Origin of the sequence: Bacillus cereus (genome assembly GCF_002561295.1) — a bacterium.
Classification (GTDB): domain Bacteria; phylum Bacillota; class Bacilli; order Bacillales; family Bacillaceae_G; genus Bacillus_A; species Bacillus_A cereus_S.
In genome coordinates, this window is record NZ_NTUG01000017.1 from 1 (window position 1) to 23,852 (window position 23,852).

Genomic DNA, 23,852 nt, shown 5'->3' on the forward strand with positions numbered 1-23,852 from the left:
CATACTTTTATACATCATCATATATCACGAGAAATGGTCGATATATTCTAATTTGCGCTGATAAAATTTCATTTACCATTTTCCCGCCCCACCAATTCTCATTAGTTCAGTACTTTTCTTCTTTTCATTTGGCAACATCTTCACAAAAAAATGGAGTAAGGCTCTACCTTACTCCATCTCTGCAAAGACCATACGATCTTTTCCGTTAATATCAAAAACAACTTCTACATGAGCATGTGGAAATGTTTGCTGCAATAATCCCTTCACATCTTCACCTTGCCCTATCCCTACTTCAAAAGCAACAATCGCCTTTTTCTGCAAAACGTTTGGCAATTCTTCCATAAAGCGGCGATAAAAATCAAGTCCATCTTCCCCGCCAACAAGAGCACGCTTTGGTTCATGCTCTTTTACAACTGGAGAAAGACCTCTCCAATCTTCTTCTGGAATATAAGGTGGATTGGAAACAACAACATCTAATTTTTGCCCCGTTTCATAAAATGGTGATAGTAAATCACCGTGATAGAACGTTACATTAGCACCTAATGCATTCGCATTTTCTTGCGCAACCTCAATCGACTCTTTTGCAATATCTACCGTATATACATGAAGATTTTGATTTTCTAAAGCAAGTGTAATTGAAATAGCTCCACTTCCCGTGCCAATATCCGCTACATGTAGTTCCTGCTTCCCAAACATGCGCTGGACTCTATCTAGCACGCCTACGATAAGCTCTTCTGTTTCTGGCCTTGGTATTAACACCTCTTCATTTACGAAAAACGAACGACCATAAAACATTTCATATCCCATCATATATTGAACTGGAATCCCATCAACGTGTTTATGAATAAACTCCGTAAAAGTCTTCTCTTGTTCCTCAGATATTTCTTCACGCATATTCATCATTAAACCTGTTCGGTTCGTCTTTAATACATGACAAAGGACAATTTCTCCCGCATTTTCATCTCGTCCATTTTCCTGTAAAAAAGAAGAAGCCCATTTCAGGGCTTCATAGACACGCATTACTCAGCTGCCTCCATCTTTTGTGCTTGATCTTCCATCACTAAGGCGTTAATGAAATCATCTAACTTACCTTGTAAAATTTGATCCAGCTTTTGAATCGTTAAACCGATTCGATGGTCTGTAACACGGTTTTGCGGGAAGTTATACGTACGGATACGCTCTGAACGGTCTCCCGTACCAACAGCTTGCTTACGGTTTTGATCGTACTCAGCTTGCGCTTCTTGTCTAAACTTATCATAAACACGCGCACGCAATACTTTCATTGCTTTTTCTTTGTTCTTAATTTGCGACTTTTCATCCTGACAAGATACAACTACACCAGTCGGTAAATGCGTTAAACGTACCGCTGACATCGTTGTATTAACACTTTGCCCACCAGGACCACTAGAAGCAAATGTATCAACACGAACATCTTTTTCATGGATATCAATTTCTACTTCTTCTGCTTCTGGTAATACAGCTACAGTTGCTGTAGAAGTATGGATACGTCCCCCAGACTCTGTTTCTGGAACACGTTGCACACGGTGTGCACCATTTTCAAATTTCAATTTTGCGAAAGCACCTTTACCGTTGATCATAAAGATAATCTCTTTATATCCACCTAACTCTGTATAGCTTGCCTCGATAATTTCAGTTTTCCAACCTTGTACCTCAGCATAACGACTATACATACGGTATAAATCACCAGCAAATAAAGCAGCTTCGTCGCCACCAGCAGCACCACGCACCTCCACGATAACGTTTTTATCATCGTTCGGGTCTTTTGGAACAAGTAAAATTTTCAGACGCTCTGATAATTCCTTCTCTTGTCCCTCTAATTCTGAAACTTCTTCCTTTACCATGTCACGCATTTCAGCATCTAACTTCTCTTCTAACATTGCTTTTGCATCTCGTAATTGCTCACGAACATCTTTATACTCACGGTACACCTCTACCGTATCTTGAATATCAGATTGTTCTTTTGAATATTCACGAAGCTTATTTGAATCACTAATAATTTCTGGGTCACTTAATAATTCGTTTAACTTCTCATAACGATCTTCTACAGCTTGCAAACGATCTAACACATCATTCACCTCAACATCCTAGTATCTAATACAAATAGTATATGGTACTTAATCAAAAAAACGCAAATTATATTTAAAAGTGTAGGCGGCTCGTTCAGCTCTGACCGGCTAAGGTTCTTTCGCACACAAGGCGCTCTTTGCCTTTTGTGCGGAAGGTTCTTAGACGCGAAGAGCTTGCCACCGGAACTAGATATCATTTTAAAAGCGCAAGCGGCTCGCCCAGAATGGGAGGAGGATGGAGCTTCTGACATAGAGGCGTTCTTTGCCTCACAGGAAGAAGTAAAGCCACCGACCATTCTTGCCGCTGGAGCTGGATATCACTTAAAAGCGGAGCCGACTGCTTAGGTCCGGTGGCTAAGGTTCTTTCCCACAGAAGGTGTTTTTTACCTTCTCGTTGGGAAGGTTCTTAGACACAAGGACCTAGGAGGCGCAGCTGGATATCATTTAAAAGCGCAAGCGGCTCGCCCCACTCATTTATTTTCGAAAAAAACCCGCCCTATGTAGCGAGTTTTACTTATCTTTGTTTTGTAGGCACAGCATGACAATGTCGACAGCGTGGTTCATATGACTCTGAAGCTCCAACTAAAATAATCGGATCATCAAAAGAAGCTGGCTCATCATTAATTAAACGCTGTGTACGACTTGCTGGAGATCCGCATACAGAACAAACTGCTTGCAGCTTCGTTACATGCTCGGCAATCGCCATCAGCTGAGGAACTTGTCCAAATGGTAGACCACGGAAATCTTGGTCTAAACCGGCTACAATGACACGATAACCACGATTTGCCAATATTTGCACCACTTCCACAATGTCCCCATCAAAGAATTGCACCTCATCAATTGCAATAACGTCCATTTCCTCTGTTATATGATCAAATATATCTTTTGAAGCTGAAACAGGAACTGCTTTTACCTTTAATCCATTATGTGATACAACATCTTCTTCACTATAACGGTTATCAATACATGGTTTAAATACAATCGCATTTTGCTTTGCAAATTGTGTACGGCGTATGCGGCGGATGAGCTCCTCTGATTTTCCAGAAAACATACTCCCGCAAATCACTTCAATCCAACCGTTTTGATTTATTAAGTACATTGAGCTCTCCTTTCATCCACTTTTTCTATCCAAAGTAGGTAAAGGTTTAATATTTTCGCAAAAAAAACAGACAAGCGAATAGATACACTTGCCTGTTTTATGTTTTTATTACTTAAGACCGTATTTCTTGTTGAAGCGGTCAACACGTCCGTCTGCAGTAGCAAACTTCTGACGTCCAGTGTAGAATGGGTGAGAATCAGAACTGATCTCAACTTTTAGTAATGGATAAGTGTTTCCATCTTCCCACTCAACCGTTTCGCTAGATCCTTTAGTAGATCCGCTTAAGAATTTGAAGCCTGTGTTAGTGTCCATGAATACAACTTTCTTGTAATCTGGATGAATTCCTGCTTTCATTCTTTTCATCTCCTTCCGCCCTGAATCATTTTCGAAACAGAGTTTTTCATCTTTAGCTGCAATCACAACTATATTGATGAAACACATATGATGAAATTATAACAAGGCTAACTTCATTTTGCAACTACCTGTTTTTAGCATTGTTAAAATAAAAGTGGAGACGGCTCGCTCAGAATCGCAGGTCATTGGAGCTCCCGACCGAGAAGCGCTTTTTTGCTTCGACCGAGGGGGCAAAATGGCCGGAGATTCTAGCCGTCGGAACTGGATATAAAATAAAAGTGGAAGCGGCTCGTCCAGAATGGAAGGGGGATGAAGCTTCTGACGTAGAGGCGCTTTTTGCCTCGCAGGAAGACGCGAAGCCACCGACCATTCTTGCCGCTGGAACTGGATATATTTAAAAGTGGAAGTGGCTCGCTTAGCTCTGACCGGCTAAGTTTTTTCACACAAAGGCATGAAAAAACTCGCTTAGTATAAACATAAGCGAGTTATCACCGTTTCCCTTTACTTTGTTGTTACATATCTTTTAGAATCTGCAACAATGTTTTGTAAAAATTCTTCATTTGTTTTCGTTTGGCGAAGTTTACGTAAGAAACTTTCAACAAAGTCTGGTGTGTCACGCATTGTTTTGCGAATACCCCATAGCTTGTCTAAATGTTCTTTCGGAATTAATAGATCTTCTTTACGCGTACCAGAACGACGAATATCAATCGCTGGGAAGATACGACGCTCAGCTAACGAGCGGTCTAAATGAAGTTCCATATTTCCTGTTCCTTTAAATTCTTCGTAAATGACATCGTCCATACGAGAACCTGTATCAACAAGTGCCGTTGCTAAAATTGTTAAGCTACCGCCCTCTTCGATATTACGAGCTGCCCCAAAGAATCGCTTTGGTCTATGGAATGCAGCTGGATCAATACCACCTGACAATGTACGTCCACTTGGTGGAATAACAAGGTTGTAAGCACGCGCTAAACGGGTAATACTATCCATTAAAATGATAACGTCTTTTTTATGTTCTACAAGACGCATCGCACGTTCCAATACAAGTTCGGCTACTTTAATATGATTTTCTGGCACTTCATCGAAAGTGGAACTTACAACATCACCTTTAACAGAACGTTCAATGTCCGTTACTTCCTCTGGACGTTCGTCGATTAAAAGTACGATTAATTCTGCTTCTGGATGGTTGGTTGTGACACTATGAGCAATTTCCTTTAATAGTATCGTTTTACCAGCCTTTGGAGGCGCAACAATTAAACCACGTTGTCCAAATCCAACTGGTGCAATTAAATCCATGATGCGTGTTGACAGCTTCTTCGGCTCCGTCTCCAGTTTCATTTGACGATCTGGATATAATGGCGTTAATGCAGGGAAATGCACTCGCTCTTTTGCAGATTCTGGGTCATCACCATTTACTGCTTCAACCTGTAGCAATCCAAAATAGCGTTCATTCTCTTTCGGCGGGCGTACTTTACCAGAAACCTTATCTCCATTACGCAAATCAAAGCGACGAATTTGCGAAGCTGAAATATAAATATCTTCCGAGCTTGGAGAATAGTTAATTGGACGTAGGAACCCAAAACCTTCTGATTGAATAATTTCGAGTACACCTTCCATAAAGAAGAAACCTTCTTTTTCTGCACGAGCTTTTAATATAGCAAAAATTAACTCTTTCTTTGTTAATTTACTGTAATACGAAATCTTAAATTCTTTCGCAAGCTCATATAACTCTTTTAATTTCATGTTTTCTAATGCTGCAATTGACAAATTCATTCAGACACCACACTTTAACATTATTCTCTTTTTAAATGGGTAAAGGGAAAATATACGGAGGCAAATACATAATAATGAAAGGCAATAAGTTCAAGTAGGTAATATTCACTATTGTAACCCTTTTGTCTAGTTTTAATCAATACGTTGTAACACAAATACAAGAAGCGAAGACAAGAAAAATTGTCTCCGCTTTTATACCGCTTCCGTTTTTTCTCTATTTATAGCATTTGGATAGTCACTAGATCAAAAGCTCCAGCGGCTAGAATGGTCGGTGGCTTCGTGCCTAAGAACCTTAGCCAGTCAGAGCTGACCGAGCTGCTTCCACTTTTTATTTATCTAGCTCCAGCAGCTAGAACAGTCGGTGGCTTCGCGTCTTCCTACGAGGCAAAATACGCCTCTTTGTCAGAAGCTCCATCCCCCTCCTATTCTAAGCGAGCTGCTTCCGCTTTTATTTAATCCAGCTCCGGCGGCTAGAATCTCCGGTCATTTCGCTCTCTCGGTCGAAGCCAAAAGCGCTTCTCAGTCGAGAGCTCCAATGCCCTGCGATTCTGAACGAGCTGCCTCCGCTTTTTTATTTAATAACCAAGTTTGGTTTTTTGCTTAAGCTATGGCGTCCATCAACAAAGCGAACTGTTCCGGATTTTGCACGCATAACAAGGGATTCTGTTGTACCAACGCTTCCTTTAAATTGAACACCGCGTAGTAATTCTCCATCTGTTACACCTGTTGCTGCAAAGATTGCATCGTCACCTTTTACTAAGTCTTCCATACGAAGAATACGATTAATATCTTCGATGCCCATTTTTTTACAACGATCTAATTCGGCTTCATTTTGAGGAAGAAGTTTCCCGTGAATTTCTCCACCTAAACATTTTAATGCAACTGCTGCAAGAACGCCTTCAGGTGCACCACCAGAACCGAATAAAATATCAACCCCTGTACGATCAAATGCCGTATTAATCGCGCCAGCTACGTCACCGTCATTAATTAACTTAATACGAGCACCAGCTTTACGAATTTCTTCAATAATTGCTTGGTGACGTGGACGGTTTAAAACTGTTGCCACAACATCTTCAATATCTTTATTTTTCGCCTTTGCGACAGCACGTAAATTATCGATAATAGGTGCATCAATATCAACTGCACCAACCGCTTCTGGTCCAACCGCAATTTTATCCATGTACATGTCAGGAGCATGTAACAAATTACCGTGATCCGCAATCGCAATAACAGCAAGTGCATTCCAGCCCCCAGCTGCGACAATATTTGTTCCTTCTAACGGATCAACTGCAACATCGACACGCGGTCCATAACCTGTACCCAATTTTTCCCCGATGTATAACATTGGCGCTTCATCCATTTCTCCTTCGCCAATTACGACTGTCCCTTTCATCGGAATTGTATCGAATACATCGCGCATCGCTGATGTTGCTGCACCATCTGCTTCATCTTTTTTCCCGCGTCCCATCCAACGCGCTGATGATAATGCTGCAGCTTCTGTTACACGTACTAACTCCATAGATAAACTTCTTTCCACAATAATCCCTCTCCTTTAAGCCTTAATATTTATGCCGTATTTTGTGAACTGTTTTCTTTCTATAACGTGAAGCTTCCGTCAACGGTGATTCTTCGTCCCCCATTAACGGAAGCTTCACCAATTTAATGCTTTACTACGTAGTAAAGCATTAAACATTATGCATTTTTCATTTCTTCAATTTCTTGTCGCGTCATTTGTTCTCGCCAAATATTTGCACCAAGACCCTTAAGCTTGTCTACTATATTTTCATAGCCTCGATCAATATGTTCAAGACCTGTTACTTCTGTAATTCCTTCAGCCATTAAACCTGCAATTACAAGGGCAGCACCCGCTCGTAAGTCACTCGCTTTTACCTTTGCTCCTTGCAATGAGACAGGTCCTGTTACAATCGCAGAACGACCCTCTACCTTAATTTGCGCATTCATCCGGCGCAATTCATCAATATGTTTAAAACGAGCACCGTAAATCGTATCTGTTACAACCCCTGTTCCATATGCCTTCGTTAAAAGAGTTGTAAAAGGTTGCTGCAAATCCGTCGGGAAACCTGGATAGACAAGTGTTTTTATATCAACTGTCCGGAGCCTACGATTCCCATTTACTGTGATCTGATCATCGTTCGTTTCAACCTGCACACCAGCTTCTCGTAATTTTGCAGTGACTGATTCTAAATGTTGTGGGATTACGTTATCGACTGTTACTTCTCCACCAGACGCCGCACCTAAAATCATGTACGTACCCGCTTCAATTCGGTCTGGAATAATAGTATGGTGACAGCCATGCAAAAAGTCCACACCGTCAATACGAATTACATCTGTACCAGCGCCTTTAATCCGTGCGCCCATACTTGTTAATAATGTCGCTACATCAATAATTTCTGGTTCTTTTGCAGCATTTTCAATCACTGTTCTACCTTTTGCACGCACAGCCGCTAGCATAATGTTAATCGTTGCTCCTACACTCACAACATCTAAATAAATACGAGCTCCTCGTAATTCATCCGCTCTTAAATAGATTGCACCTTGTTCATTTGTCACATGTGCGCCTAATGCTTCAAACCCTTTAATGTGCTGATCGATTGGTCTTGGTCCTAAGTGACATCCACCAGGAAGCCCAATTACAGCTTTTTTAAATCGGCCAAGCATAGCGCCCATCAAGTAATAAGAAGCACGTAATTTTTTTACCTTTCCATTTGGCAAAGGCATCGCGACCATTTTGGAAGGATCAACTGTCATTTCTTCCTCCTGACCATACGTTACACACCCACCAATTTCCTCCAATAGATCCCCTAACATCTTCACATCTGAAATATTAGGTACACCACCGATGGTCACTGGAGTATCAGCTAAAATGGTCGCTGGAATTAGAGCAACAGCACTATTTTTTGCACCGCTCACGCGAATTGATCCGTTTAAAGGTCGTCCACCTTCAATCAGCAACTTTTCCATGTTGAGCTCCCTTCTTGTGAATGTATTTACTTTCTTTTTTTAATAAAGAAAATAGAAAGTATTTTCTTAAGCATCTCATTCGTTCAGCAAACTATCAACCAAAATATCCCTGCCCTATCTGGTCTAAACTTAACAAGCAGTAAGACCTCACCTAAAAGTAGTTATCTCTTAAGCGAACAGATGAAGACTAACTGCCTGTCAAGATTGATTCATCAATCTCTTTAGATACGTTATTACATTTATTAATAGGATTATGCGCATTATGTTCCACTTGTATATTTCAAAGGAATAAAAAACTCCCTTCATATATAGGTAATATGAAGAAATGTAGAAATTGAATTAATCTTAAGATATGTTCACGCTTTCATTATACAACGAAAGGAAACCGTCTAAAAGAGTAGACGGTTTCCAAAACGGAATTTTATTCTTACGCTTTACCGTTAGAACCGAATTCGCGGATTTTACCAATAACAGTTGCTTTGATAGCGTCGCGTCCAGGTCCGATAAATTTACGAGGATCGTAAACTTCTTGGTCTTTGTTTAATACTTCACGAACAGCTTTTGTAAACTCGATTTGGTTCTCAGTGTTTACATTGATTTTTGAAGTACCTAAAGAAATAGATTTTACGATATCAGCAGTTGGGATACCAGTACCACCGTGAAGTACTAAAGGTACACCAGTAGAGTCACGAACTTCTTCCATTTCTTTGAATCCTAAGTTAGGCTCACCTTTGTAAGGACCATGTACAGAACCTAAAGCTGGAGCTAGGCAGTCGATACCAGTTGCTTCAACTAGGTGCTTACATTCTGCAGGATCAGCGTAGATAACGCCTTCAGCGATTACGTCGTCTTCTTGTCCGCCAACTGTACCAAGCTCAGCTTCTACAGATACGTTACGAGCGTGTGCGTATTCTACTACTTTTTTAGTAGTTTCAACGTTTTCTTCGAATGGGTGGTGAGAAGCGTCGATCATTACAGATGTGAAACCTGCATCGATTGCTTCTTTACATTTTTCAAAGCTTGAACCATGGTCAAGGTGAATCGCTACAGGAACAGTAATGTTCATTTCTTCGATTAAAGCTTTAACCATAGCTACAACTGTTTTGAAACCAGTCATATGACGAGCTGCACCCTCAGATACACCTAAGATTACAGGAGATTTTTCTTCTTCCGCAGCAGCTAAGATAGCTTGAGTCCACTCTAAGTTGTTCATGTTGAATTGACCAACTGCGTATTTTCCTTCTAGTGCTTTGTTTAGCATTTCTTTCATGGAAACTAAAGGCATGATGAATCCTCCTAAAAAACGTTTTTTGTATCCGATAAGTTCTTATCGCTGGTAGTATGACCAGAATAAGGTAAAACATGTATATTTACATACCGGACTTTTTTCTACACTCAATAGGATAACAACTTGTACTCAAAAACTCAACTGTATTCACCTGCTCATCAGTCCATGTAAACGCTTTTTTCCAAATTTTTTATAAAAAATTCATTTTTTAAGCCTCTACAGCAATTTCATTTCGTACTGCTTGGCGAATTTCATCAATATCAAACGGTTTAGCAAAGTGCATTAAGGCTCCTAAATCTTTCGCTTCCTGGATCATATCAAGCTCCCCATAAGCGGTCATTAAAATCACCTTAATATCTTCATTAATCTCTTTTACATGTTTTAAAATCTCTATACCATCCATACCTGGAATTTTCATATCTAAAATTACTAAATCTGGATTATCTTTTTTCACGATATCTAAAGCTTGAAATCCATTTGCTGCTTGGAATGTTTGATAACCTTCTTTTTGAAACACTTCATGCAATAACACACGAATGCCATATTGATCATCAACGATTAAAATTTTCCCTTCCATAGTCCCCAACCTTTCCGTGTAAATACAAGATTAAAAGCTTCTTATACCTTATTCGATTTATTTTCGCTATTCTTTACCAAATTCCTTCCTATTCTTTCTTATTTTACCGCCTACTATTTTGTTATGCCACCCCTATTACTTCGCCTTTCTGAAAAAATAAGCTATAATAAAAGCCGTCTTAACACGTTAGAAAGGAGTATCAAGATGTTAAAAATTTTTTCAACTCAACTGAGTGGTTATTTCACAAGAATTTCTCAAAAAGAAGAGATGAACATAGAAGATAGTGCCCGTCTACTTGCTCAAGCATTAATTGGTGATGGCATTGTCTATTTACACGGTACAAGGGAAATGGAAGGTGTTGTTCTTGAAGCCCTGTATGGCAATGAACCACTAAAACAAGCAAAACGCTTAATAGAAAATGGTAACCAAGCAGAGGTTACACCCGCAGACCGCGTACTTCTTATTAGTCGTTTTTCGACAGATGAACATACTATTTCAATTGCAAAGAAACTACAAGAAGATGGGCAATCCATTGTTGGTATTTCGGCCGTTCAAGAAGGTACTGAATCATTAGAACAATTCACAGATGTACATATTGATATAAAATTGCTAAAAGGATTAATCCCTGATGATGAAGGTAACCGTTACGGTTTCCCAAGTTTAATCTTAACTCTATTTGCTTATCACGGATTAAAATTTACAATTGATGAAATAATAAACGAATATGAATAAAAGACAAAAAGGTGCTCCGTTTCGGGCACCTTTTTTGTCTTTATTTGTCGGAGCGTCGATATATTGTGAGAAACGGTTGATATATTTGAAAAAACGCCGATAAAATTTCACCTACCAATTTGCGCTACCAAACGCAGCATTTCATCCAGTTTCTTCTTGTCTGTTCCTTTCTCTACAACTAAAAAAAAGCGCCCTATTTCAGGCGCTTTTTTATTACTTGCTTTCTTTATTCGTAATAGAAGCTCTTACGAAATCATGGAACAATGGTTGCGGACGGTTTGGACGAGATACAAGTTCTGGGTGGAACTGTGCTGCCACGAACCAAGGATGATCTTGTAATTCAATGATTTCTACTAAACGACCGTCTGGGCTTGTACCAGAGAAGATGAATCCAGCACCTTCCATGTCTTTACGGAATTCATTGTTGAACTCATAACGATGACGATGGCGCTCGTATACAACTGGTTCGCTATATGCATTGTAAGCATTTGTTTCTGGAGTAAGCTTACATGGATATAAACCAAGACGAAGTGTACCACCTAAGTCTTCTACATCTTTTTGTTCTGGTAATAGATCGATGATTGCATAAGGTGTGTCAGGATTAATTTCAGAAGAGTTAGCTCCTTCTAATCCTAATACGTTACGTGCAAATTCGATTGATGCAAGCTGCATACCTAAGCAAATTCCTAAGAATGGAACCTTATTTTCACGTGCGTATTGAATTGCAGCGATTTTTCCTTCTACACCGCGATCGCCGAAGCCACCTGGTACAAGGATACCATCTGTATCGCCCACTAATTCTTTTACATTTTCTGCTGTTACATGCTCAGCGTTTACCCATTTCACTTCTACATCTGTATCGAATGAGTAACCTGCATGACGAAGTGCTTCTACAACAGAGATGTATGCATCTTGAAGCTCTACATATTTACCAACAAGAGCGATTTTTGTTTTCTTAGAAAGATTACGTACTTTTTCAACTAATGCAGTCCACTCTGTCATATCCGCAGCTGGATTGTCTAGTTTTAAGTGATCGCAAACGATTTGGTCCATATTTTGCTCTTGAAGAGATAATGGAACTGCATATAACGTATCTGCATCGCGTGCTTCAATAACTGCTTTTGTATCGATGTCGCAGAATAAAGCAAGTTTGTCTTTCATATCTTGAGAAACAGGCAATTCTGTACGAACAACGATAATATTTGGCTGAATACCTAAGCTACGAAGTTCTTTAACGCTATGTTGCGTTGGTTTTGTTTTCATTTCACCCGCCGCTTTTAAGTACGGAATTAATGTACAGTGAATGTACATTACGTTGTCACGACCAATGTCGCTCTTAATTTGGCGAATTGCTTCTAGGAATGGTAGAGACTCGATGTCACCAACAGTTCCCCCGATTTCTGTAATAACAACATCCGCATTTGTTTCACGGCCTGAACGATATACACGCTCTTTAATTTCATTTGTAATGTGAGGAATAACTTGAACTGTTCCTCCTAAATATTCACCGCGACGCTCTTTTTGAAGAACAGAAGAGTAAATTTTACCTGTTGTTACGTTGCTGTATTTGTTTAAGTTAATGTCAATGAAACGCTCATAGTGACCAAGGTCTAAGTCTGTTTCTGCGCCATCATCTGTTACGAATACCTCACCGTGTTGGTATGGGCTCATTGTCCCTGGGTCTACGTTAATGTATGGGTCAAACTTTTGAATTGTTACGTTTAAACCACGATTTTTTAAAAGTCTTCCAAGAGATGCTGCTGTAATCCCTTTCCCTAAAGAAGATACTACACCGCCTGTTACGAAAATATACTTAGTCATAAAAGTACTCCCTTCTACTTTGTTGTTATATAATCACCGTTGCAAAGCGCAACGTATGTAGATCACACCGTATCTATACTTATTGTTAGACTCTTTTTATTTTCTAAACAAAAAACAAAAAAGAAAATTGCTCCCCTCATCACGAAAAGTAATAAGTAGGGAGCAATTTTCTTTTATATTTACACTTTAAAAGTATTATCGTCCTGTTTTAAAGAGCCCAAAAATGATTCTACATGGACGATAATGAAAAGTCAAGAACTACAGTTCTTCCTCTTCTTTTTCTGTTTCATCGTACTCAAGTTCTTCGTCAGCGAATTCATCATCATCATCATCGTCATCATCTAAATCATCAAGATCATCGTCGTCTTCAAGAACCTCGTCCAAATCTTCTACATCGTCTTCGTCTTCGCTGTCGTCTTCACTATCGAAGTCGTCTTCGTCTTCTTCGTAGTCATCAAAATCTTCTTCCTCTTCAACCTTACGTTTTTTCTTAGGCTTTGGTTGAGGTAAGATTTCTTCATCAATTTGCTCGTATGGGTACCAACTGCGTATCCCCCAACGGTTTTCTCCTAAATTGATGAAACGTCCATCGATATTTAAATCTGTATAAAATTGCGCAATCTTTGCAGCAACTTGTTCTTGAGTTAGTCCCAGCACTTGAGCGATTTCTTGAACTAAATCATGGAATGACGTTGCCTGTCTTTTATCCTCTAAAACACTATGTACAACTTCAATCATGGAAAATTCTTTTAGCTCTTCTGGTGAACATTTCTTAAAATCCACTTATGCGGCACTTCCTTTCTTAAAATATAATCCTATATATAACGGCCTGTTTAAAAAAATCCATACTATTCATTATAAACAAAACTCCAACAAATATGCTACAAAAAAAAAGGGAAACTTTCATAAGCAATCGATAAAAGTAATTATAGAACATGATTTAAAAAATTCAATCGCATAAAGTGAAACTTTAATCCGTAGAGTTTTCTTCCTCCCCACGGATTATTAGCACTCACCAATCGGGCTTGTACAGGCAGTCAATCACCCACCTATCCTCCTCGTTCTCCTCTGAATATCGAGGTAGAAGTCTGACTGACCACAAATAGCGGGATAGACTAGATAAATCGAGGCTCAAAGGGGCACTGACTGCTTCTATGCTCGGCCGGAACCTCTCCCCCACCTTAAAAAGAGGAGATTACTATTTTTTGTATTTCTTTATTTTTGATCCTCGGCATGGGGCCAAAAAAGGCTCTGACCGCTTCTACCCATGGCCGGAACCTCCCTTCCATCTAAAAAAAGTGCTTTTTATATTTATATAACTTTTTATTTCGGCACCATATGCGCCCCATTTAATACGTACCTAATCTGCATTTCTGTATATTCCTCTAACGTATACAGTTTCTGCAATGCCCAGCGTCTAAATCCCCACATTTGTCCTTGAATAAAAATGTTATGAGCCAGTAATTGTATTTCCTTTTTCGTTAATGAAAATGTGCCATTTTCTGTGCACTGTTCTAAAATATTTTCAAACATCCCCACCATTTGAAACTCTTTTTCTAGTACATATGGAAGAGACTCTTTTGGTAAAAATCGCACTTCTTGATACATAATTAATACTTCTTCTTGCAATTCGTCCATTACTTTAAAATAGTTCGTAATGGCTATTCTTAAACTTTCAATGCTACCCTTTTCTGTACACACTACTTCTTCTAATCGCTCTTTTACATGTTCATAAATGCTATCACATACTAAATACAATACATCATCTTTCGTACGAATATATTCGTAAAGTGTCCCAATACTAAATCCAGCTGCTTTTGCAATTTCTCTCGTTGTTGTACGAGGAAATCCCTTTTGCTTAAAGAGCTGCACCGCTCCTTTAATCATCTGCTCCCGCCTTAGTGCAACTAACTTCTCATCCTTTACAGATGCATGCACATTATGCTTAACCATCCCCTTCACCTCTCTCTATCATTTGGAAGGAAAAAGCGTAGGAAGATCCCTACGCTTTTTCTCTTATTTCGTTAACATGCGAGAAATTACAAGTCTTTGAATCTCTTGTGTTCCCTCATAAATTTGCGTAATCTTTGCATCACGCATGAATCGTTCCACTGGATAATCTTTTGTATACCCATACCCACCGAATACTTGCACCGCTTCCGTCGTAACTTTCATCGCTGTATCCCCAGCAAATACCTTCGACATCGCTGATTCTTTTCCATATGGAAGTCCTTCTGATTCTAGCCAAGCAGCTTGATATGTTAATAGACGCGATGCCTCTACATTTGTCGCCATATCCGCTAGTTTAAAACCGATTCCTTGTTGCGCGGCAATTGGCTTCCCAAACTGATGTCTTTCTCTCGCATACTCCACAGAAGCATCTAAGGCTCCTTGTGCGATACCAACAGCCTGCGCGGCAATACCGTTACGTCCACCGTCGAGTGTTTGCATTGCAATTTTAAATCCTTGTCCTTCTTCGCCAAGTAAATTCTCAGCAGGAATGCGGCAGTCTTCAAACATAATTTCTGTTGTCGGAGAAGAGCGGATCCCTAGCTTGCTCTCTTTCTTGCCAACTGAAAATCCTGGTGCATCACTTTCTACAATGAATGCACTCGTGCCGCGCTGCTTTGATTCTGGATCAGTTAATGCGAAGACAATGTAAATATCAGCTATACCACCGTTTGTAATAAAAATCTTAGAACCATTTAAAATGTAGTGGTCACCATCACGCTTCGCCGTCGTTCTCATTCCGCCTGCATCTGAACCAGAACCTGGCTCTGTTAAACCGTATGCGCCAATTTTCTTTCCTTCAGCCATTGGGCGTAAAAACTTTTGTTTTTGCTCTTCTGTTCCAAATTTAAAAAGAGGCCAACCAGCAAGTGACGTATGAGCAGATAATGTAACACCTGTAGAAGCACAAACACGGGATAACTCTTCTACAGCAATTACATAAGCTAAGTAATCGCTTCCAATTCCGCCGTATTCTTCAGGCCACGGGATTCCTGTTAAACCAAGCTCTGCCATTTGATCAAATAAAGCACGGTCAAATCGTTCTTCTTCGTCGCGCTCAGCAGCTGTTGGTGCCACTTCATTTCTCGCAAAGTCCCGAACCATCTTTCTGATCATTTCGTGTTCTTCTGATAATTTAAAATGCACGTTTCTTCCTCCTCGCTCTTGTCTTCTTATAGTGCACGGCTAATAACAAGTCTTTGTATTTCACTCGTTCCTTCATAGATCTCACAAATTTTTGCATCACGGAAAAATCGCTCAACTGGATAATCTTTCGTATAACCGTAACCGCCAAATACTTGCACGGCTTCAATTGCGACATCAACCGCTGTTTTCGAAGCAAATAACTTTGCAATAGATGCCTCTTTCCCGCACGGAAGTCCTTGCGCTCTAAGCGATGCCGCCCTATATACAAGTAACCTTGCAGCTTCTACGCTCGTAGCCATATCCGCTAGTTTAAAACCAAGTCCTTGCTGCGCCGCAATCGGCTTCCCAAATTGCTGACGCTCCTTCGCATAATCCACTGCACACGCTAGCGCTGCCTTGGCAATTCCAAGTGCCTGTGCACCAATACCAATGCGACCAACATCTAAATTCGCCATTGCGACTTTAAAACCTTGTCCTTCTTCACCGAGCAAGTTTTCTACCGGCACCTTCATATCTTCAAATGTTAGCTGCACTGTACGAGAGCCGAGTAATCCCATCTTATGTTCGTCTTTCCCAACGATTAAACCTGGTGTATCCTTCTCTACAATAAACGCGGAAATTCCACTTTTCCCTGCATCTGGATTCGTAGAAGCAAATACGATATATGTATCCGCCTCGCCTCCATTTGTAATAAATACTTTTGATCCATTAATGACATAGTGGTCGTCTTTTTTTATGGCCCTTGATTTTAAGCTACCTGCATCTGAGCCTGCATTCGGCTCCGTTAAAGCAAATGCACCTAAATATTCACCTGTTGCTAGTTTAGAAACATACTTCTGTTTTTGTTCCTCTGTTCCAAAATATAAAATTGGGTTTGTTCCAACCGATGTATGTACCGCCAAAATAACACCAATGGTTGCACTCACCTTGGATAATTCTTCGATAGCTAAAATGTATGAAATGAAGTCCATTTCCGCACCGCCATATTTCGCTGGCGCTGGAATCCCCATAAGTCCAAGTTCACCCATTTTCGTCAAGATTTCTCTAGGAAACACCCCTTGTTCCATCTCTGGAACAAAGGGAGCGATTTCCTTTTGTGCAAAATCTCGCACCATTTTCCTCATCATCTGCTGCTCTTCTGTAAAACGAAAATTCATATGCCCCGCCTCCATTTGCTATATTTCTTCTTTCGTTTTCCTGGTAAGACCACTACTTTATACAAAGAGGGAGACCTACCTATCACTTCTTACTCGTATACATAGAAGCCGCGGCCTGTTTTTCTTCCTAACCAGCCAGCATTTACATACTTACGTAACAATGGACATGGGCGATACTTACTATCCCCTAACCCTTCATGTAGGACTTCCATAATGTATAGGCATGTATCTAAACCAATAAAATCTGCTAATGTTAATGGTCCCATTGGATGATTCATCCCAAGCTTCATGACTTCATCGATTGCTTCTTTCGTCGCCACACCTTCATATAGCGTATAAATTGCCTCATTGATCATCGGTAATAAAATACGGTTCGAAACAAAGCCAGGGAAGTCATTTACTTCAACAGGTACTTTCCCAATTTTCTTTGTAATGTCCTCAATTGTTTCGTATACTGCATCGTCTGTTGCAAGTCCGCGGATGATTTCCACAAGTTTCATCACTGGAACTGGATTCATAAAGTGCATTCCAATCACTTTCTCTGGACGCTTTGTTACTGCTGCAATTTCCGTAATTGGTAACGACGATGTATTTGTCGCCAAAATCGCATGTTCTGGTGCGATTTCATCTAAATTCGCGAAAATTTTCTTTTTAATATCCATTTTTTCAACTGCCGCCTCAATAATAAGGTCCGCTTCCTTCACACAATTTAGCTCAAGCGTCGCTGTAAGGCGATTTAAAGTTGATTCTTTAACTGCTTCATCCATGCGCCCTTTTTCTACTTGGCGTGCTAAATTTTTTGTAATAATGGATAATCCCCTGTCTAATTGCTCTTGCTTCAAATCTTGCATATACACGTCATACCCTGCCATCGCACACACCTGTGCAATACCTGATCCCATTTGCCCTGCACCAATTACAACTATTTTTTGTACACTCATTTTTTCTCCCCCTTTTTATTAATGAACTTCAATCATAATTGCGTCGCCTTGGCCACCACCGCTACAAATCGAAGCAATTCCAATTCCGCCACCGCGCTGCTTCAATGCATGAATAAGCGTTACAATAATACGCGCCCCGCTTGCTCCAATTGGATGCCCCATCGCAACTGCGCCGCCATTTACGTTAATTTTTTCCGGATCAATTCCCGCAATATTAGCACTTGCAATCGCAACTGCTGCAAAGGCTTCGTTAATCTCAAATAGGTCAATCTCATCCACTGTCTTACCTGTTTTTTTCAACAGCTCATTAATCGCATAACCTGGCGTTCTTGGGAAATTCTTCGCTTCTACTGCAATAGCTGTATGCGCTAAAATTGTTGCTAACGGTTTTCTTCCTTCTTGCTTCGCTCTGTCCTCGCTCATTAATACAAGCGCTGCGCCGCCGTCATTTAATCCCGGTGCATTCCCAGCTGTTACTGCTGCCGTCTTATCAAATACAGGTTTTAATTTTGCTAACTTCTCTACTGTTGTATCTTCACGCGGTGCTTCATCTTTTGTAACAACAATCGGATCTCCTTTTCGCTGCGGTACTAAGACAGGAACGATCTCTTCTTCAAATCTTCCTTCTTTTTGTGCGGCAACTGCGCGCTGATGGCTACGGTACGCCCATTCATCTTGCGCTTCGCGAGAGATTCCGTCCTCTTTCGCAACTTCTCCGCCATACACACCCATATGTATGCCAGAGAATGAACATGTTAAGCCATCTACTACATTTAAATCGGCAACTTGATTATGTCCCATTCGATATCCCCAGCGTGCACCTTGTAAAATATAAGGACTATTACTCATAGATTCCATTCCACCCGCTACAATAAGCGTTTGATCTCCAGTGCGAATAATTTGGTCCGCTAACGTCACAGAGCGAAGACCTGATGCACAAACTTTATTCACCGTTTCCGTGCGCGTTTCCCAAGGAAGCCCCGCTTCTCTTGCCGCTTGGCGTGAAGGGATTTGCCCTTGTCCTCCTTGAACCACCGCTCCAAATATAACTTCTTCAACATCGTTTGCAGCAACATCCGCTCTTTCAAGCGCAGCTTTAATTGCAATTCCTCCAAGTTCCGTTGCTTTTATATCTTTTAAAGATCCCCCAAACTTTCCAACCGGTGTTCTTGTAGCACTTAAAATAACTGTTCTTACCACGTTTATTTCCCCCATTTCTTTTTTTCGGCGCTGAGCGCCCGCTCGGTACCCTTACGCTGAGAAGAGGTGCAAATCTTGCACCTCTTTCTAAAGTTGTATGGATTCTTACGTATTACATAACTTCTTTCTTAGACCCGATTACAGAGCGCTCTAAAATCTCTGTTATATCAAGCGTTTGAACTCGTTCCTCTACCTCTTTCGCTTTCGTACCATCACTAATCATCGTTAAGCAATACGGACATCCCGTACCAATGATTGACGGTGACGTTGCAAGTGCTTGCTCTGTACGTGCAACGTTAATGCGCGAGCCCGCTGTTTCTTCCATCCACATAAGCCCGCCACCTGCGCCGCAGCACATGCCTGTTTCACGGTTACGCTCCATTTCAACAACTTTCACACCTGGAATTGCTTTTAAAATATTACGTGGTGCCTCATATACTTCGTTGTATCTTCCTAAATAACAGGAGTCGTGATACGTAATCGTTTCTTCAATAGAGTGAACCGGCTCTAATCGTCCTTCTTTCACCCACTGTGCTAATAATTCTGTATGGTGATAGACTTCCGCTTGTAAGCCAAAGTCTGGATACTCATTCTTAAATGTGTTATAAGCATGCGGATCAATCGTAACGATTTTCTTCACACCTGCTTTTTCAAACTCCTCAATATTTTTAGTTGCCATCTCCTGGAACACGAATTCATTTCCGAGGCGGCGCGGCGTATCTCCAGAGTTCTTTTCTTTGTTACCAAGAATTGCAAATGAGATGCCCGCTTTATTCATAAGCTTCGCAAACGATATCGCAATTTTCTGACTGCGATTATCATACGAGCCCATAGAGCCAACCCAGAATAAGTATTCAAACTCTTCGCCAGCTTTTGTTTTCTCTTTCACAGTCGGAACCGTTACCTCGTCATCGCCTTGGCGCCATGTTTCACGCTCTTTACGGTTCAGCCCCCACGGATTCCCTTGGCGTTCAATATTTGTCATTGCACGCTGCGCTTCCGCATCCATCTTTCCTTCTGTTAGAACAAGATAACGACGTAAATCAATAATTTTATCGACATGCTCATTCATAACCGGACACTGATCTTCACAGTTACGGCATGTTGTACATGCCCAAATTTCTTCTTCTGTAATGACGTCCCCAATTAAGCTTGGATCATAAGCAAGTGCCGCTGCCGATTCGTGTTGTCCTTGTCCCGATGCCAGCGCTAACTGATTTCCTTGTGTATTGTTAAATGCAACTGCTGGAACCCACGGTACCTTTGATGTCACCGCTGCTCCTTTATCTGTCAGATGGTCGCGAAGTTTTACAATTAAATCCATTGGCGACAATATTTTTCCTGTCCCTGTTGCCGGACACATATTTGTACAACGCCCGCACTCTACGCATGCGTATAAATCAATGAGTTGGTTTTGTCTAAAGTCTTCAATTTTCCCAACCCCAAATGTTTCTTGTGTTTCATCCTCAAAATCAATTTTTTCAAGCTTTCCTGGATTAGAAAGACGGCTAAAAAATACATTGGCCGGTCCAGCGATTAAATGTGCATGTTTTGATTGTGGTACATAAACTAAAAACGTTAACAAAATAAGTAAATGCACCCACCAAGAGAAATAGAACACCGAAATGGCTACGGTTTCATTTACTCCTGAAAAAATATAAGCGATTCCGGAAGCGATCGGTTCGCTCCATGAAAGCTCCTCGCCATGCCATATAAGGCCCATACCGTTACCAAGTAGAACAGAAAGCATTAAGCCTCCGATAAAAATAAGAACAAGGCCCGATTTAAAATTTCGTTTTAAACGAACAAGCTTTTCAACATATCTTCTATGAAAAGCCCAAAAGACTGCGATTAAAATCATAAGTGTGACAATTTCCTGGAAGAATGTAAATGCAGGGTATAGTGGTCCAAGTGGAAGATGTGATCCTGGTGCGAGTCCTTTCCAAATGAAGTCAATTGCTCCAAACTGGACAAGAATAAATCCGTAAAAAAACATAACGTGCATAATACCGCTTTTTTTATCTTTCAGCAATTTTTTTTGGCCGAAAACGTTGACCTTCAGAAGATCCCATCGTTCTTTAAAGCGGCGATCAAATTCTACTTTTTTTCCTAATTGTATGTAGGCCATCCTCGTTCGTATAAGATATACAAACAAATATCCCGCATAAACAATAACAGCAATGGCAGCCAGCCAATTCATGATCAGTAAACTATTCATTTTTATGCTACCCCTCTCTTTGTATGCCCTCTTTCTTTTAGAATCTTCGAAAATAAATAATTTTCTGAATTATATCCTCTATTCCCATTATATAATGAGTGAGCATTCAGTCAACAGTTTTTTGTTATACAACACAACATTTTTTCATAAAGCTATTTATTTAGGTGAAACTATAAAGTGAACTTTTATGTAATAGTGTTCTCATTTCTTACAAACAGCAAGGTAAAAATGACTAAAAAGGGAGGCGATTGGTACTGATCCTCTTATCTCTCTTACTAACATGTTTTGCGATATGGATTATCCTAGACCTTTCATACGGAAGAATGTTCCATTTAAAAAGAATACGCCCTCGCTCATTCCCTTTACGACAGAGCAATTTTAAACTTTATACGTATGGAACGGTCTTATACGATGATTTATTTACTGATATTAAGAAAGCTCAGCACCATATCCATGTTTTATTTTTTATTGTTAAAAATGATAAAGTGAGTCACGAATTTTTACAATTACTTATCAACAAGGCAAAACAAGGAATCCAAGTGCGACTTCTTCTTGATCGCCTAGGAAGTCATCAATTACCTAAGGAGTCCATCCATTTATTACAAAAACACGGTGTTTCTTTTTCATTTTGTCACAAATTTAAATTTCCTTTTCTCTTCTTCTCTGCAAATCAAAGAAACCATCGTAAAATTACGATTATTGATGGAGAAATCGGTTATATCGGCGGGTTCAACATCGGAGAAGAGTATTTAGGACACGACCCTAAATTAGGTTTATGGCGCGACTATCATTTGCGTTTAACCGGAGAAGGGGTGCAAGATTTACAAAAACAATTTTTGCACGATTGGCGTGATGATACAGATGAAGATCTACTAGAAGAAACATCATTTTTTCCTAAACAACCAGCAGGCCCTATTTTACATCGTTTTATTCCAACAGACGGAGCCTATTTGCAAGAAACCTTTGTATCACTTATTGAAAGTGCGAGAGAAGAATTATATATTGGCACACCTTATTTTATTCCTGGTAAAAAAATTATGGATGCCTTATTACAAGCAAAAAAACGGGGCGTTCACATTACAATCCTTGTTCCCAAAAAGGCAGATCATCCGCTCGTTCGGGAGGCTAAATTACCATACTGCCGGAAGCTAATAAAAGCAGGTTGTAACATTTATGAATTTCAGCAAGGGTTTTTTCATGCGAAAATTATTATGGTAGACAATCATACTTGTGATATTGGGACAGCCAATGTTGACATGAGAAGTCTATATACCAATCACGAAATAAATTGTCTTCTATATAATCAGGACTTTATACAAGAAATTAAAATTCAAATTAGCAAAGATATAGAAAGCTCTACATTGCTTACTTGGAAAGACGTCTCCTCTCTCTCCCTTATTGATAAGGGGAAAGAGTGGATTGGAACATTGCTTGCGTTTTTCTTATAGAGCAACTTACGAAAGTTACGAGGTGTTTCATGTATGATTATACGCTTTGGATATGTCTCACATGCAGTCGCATTGTGGGACTGTTCCCCTGCAAAAACAATGACGTTTACAACGTGGAAAAAGCTAGGGAAACAAGAACGGGAAGAGAAACTATATAATGTTACAAAACAAAACCTTATGCATACGTTACGTATCCTACATTACAATATCGCACATGAAATCCCATTATATCGCTTGTCTTCTTCTATCGTTCCACTAGCAACGCATCCTGAAGTGGATTTTAATTATATCGATATATTTATGCCCTTTTGGCGTAAGATTGGGAAATTCATTCGAGAGCATAACTTGCGAGTCAGCTTTCATCCAAACCAATTCACACTGTTTACAAGTGAAAAATCTCATATTACAGATAATGCTGTTTTAGATATGACATATCATTACAACATATTAGACGCCATGGGGATAGCGAATTCTTCCTATATCAATATCCATGTAGGAGGTGCATACGGCAATAAAGAACAAGCGATCCTGCGTTTTCATGAGAACATAAAAAAGCTACCATCCTATATCAAGCAGCAAATGACACTTGAAAATGATGATAAAACCTATACAACTTCTGAAACATTGGCCGTTTGTCAGCAAGAAAGAATCCCCTTTGTATTTGATTATCACCATCACATGGCAAATCTTTGTGATGAGCCAATAGAAGATCTATTACCAGCTATTTTTGAAACATGGAACCATACAAATACTATTCCTAAAGTTCATATTTCTTCACCAAGATCTGAGAAAGAATTCAGGGCTCACGCTGATTATATTGATGCTACATTTATAAAACCCTTTTTATCCATTGCCAAAAATATAAATCAAGACTTCGACATCATGATTGAGAGCAAACAAAAAGATTTAGCGCTTTTTCAATTAATAGGTGAACTCGCTTCTATAAAAGGAATAAAACGAATAAATGGCGGAACGTTACAATGGTAGATTTTTCATCATTCCACTCTTTTTATTCCGCT

Annotated in this window: 21 protein-coding genes and 1 pseudogene; 5 read left to right on the top strand and 17 right to left on the bottom strand. The window is 39.9% G+C overall.

What is annotated here, in order from left to right:
• Positions 1 to 168: 168 nt before the first annotated feature.
• Together prmC and prfA are read right to left on the bottom strand one after the other, a co-directional pair.
• Positions 169 to 1,020 carry a peptide chain release factor N(5)-glutamine methyltransferase gene (gene prmC / locus CN373_RS12455; protein ID WP_098359454.1) on the bottom strand — a complete coding sequence of 284 codons (852 nt, stop codon included), beginning with the start codon at positions 1,018 to 1,020 and terminating at the stop codon, positions 169 to 171.
• On the bottom strand, positions 1,020 to 2,087 hold the full coding sequence (gene prfA, locus CN373_RS12460) for a peptide chain release factor 1 (RefSeq protein ID WP_033664853.1): 1,068 nt from the start codon (positions 2,085 to 2,087) through the stop codon (positions 1,020 to 1,022). Before prfA ends, prmC begins: the two co-directional genes overlap by 1 nt.
• Positions 2,088 to 2,231: 144 nt before the next feature.
• On the opposite strand from prfA, the gene CN373_RS25400 reads away from it, so the two are divergent.
• Positions 2,232 to 2,432 (top strand): hypothetical protein, encoded by a 201-nt coding sequence (locus CN373_RS25400; protein WP_098557874.1) that lies wholly within the window; start codon positions 2,232 to 2,234, stop codon positions 2,430 to 2,432.
• A 169-nt stretch (positions 2,433 to 2,601) separates the two neighbouring features.
• Here CN373_RS25400 and CN373_RS12470 read toward each other — a convergent pair whose 3' ends face one another.
• Together CN373_RS12470 and CN373_RS12475 are read right to left on the bottom strand one after the other, a co-directional pair.
• The gene (locus CN373_RS12470; RefSeq protein ID WP_098359456.1) at positions 2,602 to 3,186 is read right to left on the bottom strand and encodes a thymidine kinase; all 585 of its coding nucleotides are present in this window, start codon (positions 3,184 to 3,186) and stop codon (positions 2,602 to 2,604) included.
• Positions 3,187 to 3,294: 108 nt separating this feature from the next.
• Positions 3,295 to 3,540, bottom strand: a complete 246-nt coding sequence (locus CN373_RS12475) for a type B 50S ribosomal protein L31 (RefSeq protein ID WP_000643436.1) — start codon at positions 3,538 to 3,540, stop codon at positions 3,295 to 3,297.
• 185 nt (positions 3,541 to 3,725) lie between these two features.
• On the opposite strand from CN373_RS12475, the gene CN373_RS25560 reads away from it, so the two are divergent.
• Complete coding sequence (locus CN373_RS25560) at positions 3,726 to 3,938, top strand: hypothetical protein (RefSeq protein ID WP_165771898.1); 213 nt, start codon at positions 3,726 to 3,728, stop codon at positions 3,936 to 3,938.
• Positions 3,939 to 4,041: 103 nt separating this feature from the next.
• Here the strand turns inward: CN373_RS25560 and rho are convergent, their stop codons facing one another.
• From rho to spo0F, 5 genes are all read right to left on the bottom strand, one after another.
• A complete protein-coding gene (gene rho / locus CN373_RS12485) occupies positions 4,042 to 5,313 on the bottom strand; it encodes a transcription termination factor Rho (protein ID WP_001053901.1) in 1,272 nt (423 codons plus the stop codon).
• A 571-nt stretch (positions 5,314 to 5,884) separates the two neighbouring features.
• Positions 5,885 to 6,850, bottom strand: coding sequence for a class II fructose-bisphosphatase (gene glpX / locus CN373_RS12495; protein ID WP_098359458.1), 966 nt, complete (start codon positions 6,848 to 6,850; stop codon positions 5,885 to 5,887).
• Between the two features lie 155 nt (positions 6,851 to 7,005).
• Complete coding sequence (gene murA, locus CN373_RS12500; RefSeq protein WP_000413269.1) at positions 7,006 to 8,295, bottom strand: UDP-N-acetylglucosamine 1-carboxyvinyltransferase; 1,290 nt, start codon at positions 8,293 to 8,295, stop codon at positions 7,006 to 7,008.
• A gap of 427 nt (positions 8,296 to 8,722) precedes the next feature.
• A complete protein-coding gene (locus CN373_RS12505) occupies positions 8,723 to 9,580 on the bottom strand; it encodes a class II fructose-bisphosphate aldolase (protein WP_001131854.1) in 858 nt (285 codons plus the stop codon).
• A gap of 211 nt (positions 9,581 to 9,791) precedes the next feature.
• The gene (gene spo0F, locus CN373_RS12510) at positions 9,792 to 10,160 is read right to left on the bottom strand and encodes a sporulation initiation phosphotransferase Spo0F (RefSeq protein WP_000398590.1); all 369 of its coding nucleotides are present in this window, start codon (positions 10,158 to 10,160) and stop codon (positions 9,792 to 9,794) included.
• Between the two features lie 204 nt (positions 10,161 to 10,364).
• Between spo0F and CN373_RS12515 the strand changes: the two genes are divergently transcribed.
• The gene (locus CN373_RS12515; protein WP_098359459.1) at positions 10,365 to 10,892 is read left to right on the top strand and encodes a DUF2529 domain-containing protein; all 528 of its coding nucleotides are present in this window, start codon (positions 10,365 to 10,367) and stop codon (positions 10,890 to 10,892) included.
• Between the two features lie 213 nt (positions 10,893 to 11,105).
• Here CN373_RS12515 and pyrG read toward each other — a convergent pair whose 3' ends face one another.
• The 8 genes and pseudogenes from pyrG to CN373_RS12555 all read right to left on the bottom strand — a co-directional run bounded on the left by pyrG (position 11,106) and on the right by CN373_RS12555 (position 21,385).
• On the bottom strand, positions 11,106 to 12,713 hold the full coding sequence (pyrG, locus tag CN373_RS12520; protein ID WP_000170444.1) for a CTP synthase: 1,608 nt from the start codon (positions 12,711 to 12,713) through the stop codon (positions 11,106 to 11,108).
• A 258-nt stretch (positions 12,714 to 12,971) separates the two neighbouring features.
• On the bottom strand, positions 12,972 to 13,496 hold the full coding sequence (gene rpoE / locus CN373_RS12525) for a DNA-directed RNA polymerase subunit delta (RefSeq protein WP_000346045.1): 525 nt from the start codon (positions 13,494 to 13,496) through the stop codon (positions 12,972 to 12,974).
• 540 nt (positions 13,497 to 14,036) lie between these two features.
• Positions 14,037 to 14,666 (bottom strand): TetR/AcrR family transcriptional regulator, encoded by a 630-nt coding sequence (locus CN373_RS12530; RefSeq protein WP_000238602.1) that lies wholly within the window; start codon positions 14,664 to 14,666, stop codon positions 14,037 to 14,039.
• Positions 14,667 to 14,729: 63 nt separating this feature from the next.
• Complete coding sequence (acdA, locus tag CN373_RS12535) at positions 14,730 to 15,869, bottom strand: acyl-CoA dehydrogenase AcdA (protein ID WP_000545560.1); 1,140 nt, start codon at positions 15,867 to 15,869, stop codon at positions 14,730 to 14,732.
• A 26-nt stretch (positions 15,870 to 15,895) separates the two neighbouring features.
• Entirely contained in the window at positions 15,896 to 17,026 is a 1,131-nt protein-coding gene (locus tag CN373_RS12540; protein ID WP_001011200.1) for an acyl-CoA dehydrogenase, read from the bottom strand.
• 89 nt (positions 17,027 to 17,115) lie between these two features.
• Entirely contained in the window at positions 17,116 to 17,967 is an 852-nt protein-coding gene (locus tag CN373_RS12545; protein ID WP_000116036.1) for a 3-hydroxybutyryl-CoA dehydrogenase, read from the bottom strand.
• A gap of 18 nt (positions 17,968 to 17,985) precedes the next feature.
• A pseudogene (locus tag CN373_RS12550) lies at positions 17,986 to 19,270 on the bottom strand (acetyl-CoA C-acetyltransferase).
• A gap of 9 nt (positions 19,271 to 19,279) precedes the next feature.
• A complete protein-coding gene (locus tag CN373_RS12555) occupies positions 19,280 to 21,385 on the bottom strand; it encodes a heterodisulfide reductase-related iron-sulfur binding cluster (protein WP_098359461.1) in 2,106 nt (701 codons plus the stop codon).
• 254 nt (positions 21,386 to 21,639) lie between these two features.
• On the opposite strand from CN373_RS12555, the gene cls reads away from it, so the two are divergent.
• Together cls and uvsE are read left to right on the top strand one after the other, a co-directional pair.
• Positions 21,640 to 22,833: a cardiolipin synthase gene (gene cls / locus CN373_RS12560; RefSeq protein ID WP_033664854.1), complete on the top strand. Its 1,194-nt coding sequence runs from the start codon at positions 21,640 to 21,642 to the stop codon at positions 22,831 to 22,833.
• A 33-nt stretch (positions 22,834 to 22,866) separates the two neighbouring features.
• The gene (gene uvsE / locus CN373_RS12565) at positions 22,867 to 23,820 is read left to right on the top strand and encodes a UV DNA damage repair endonuclease UvsE (protein WP_000586781.1); all 954 of its coding nucleotides are present in this window, start codon (positions 22,867 to 22,869) and stop codon (positions 23,818 to 23,820) included.
• The last annotated feature ends 32 nt before the right edge of the window (positions 23,821 to 23,852 follow it).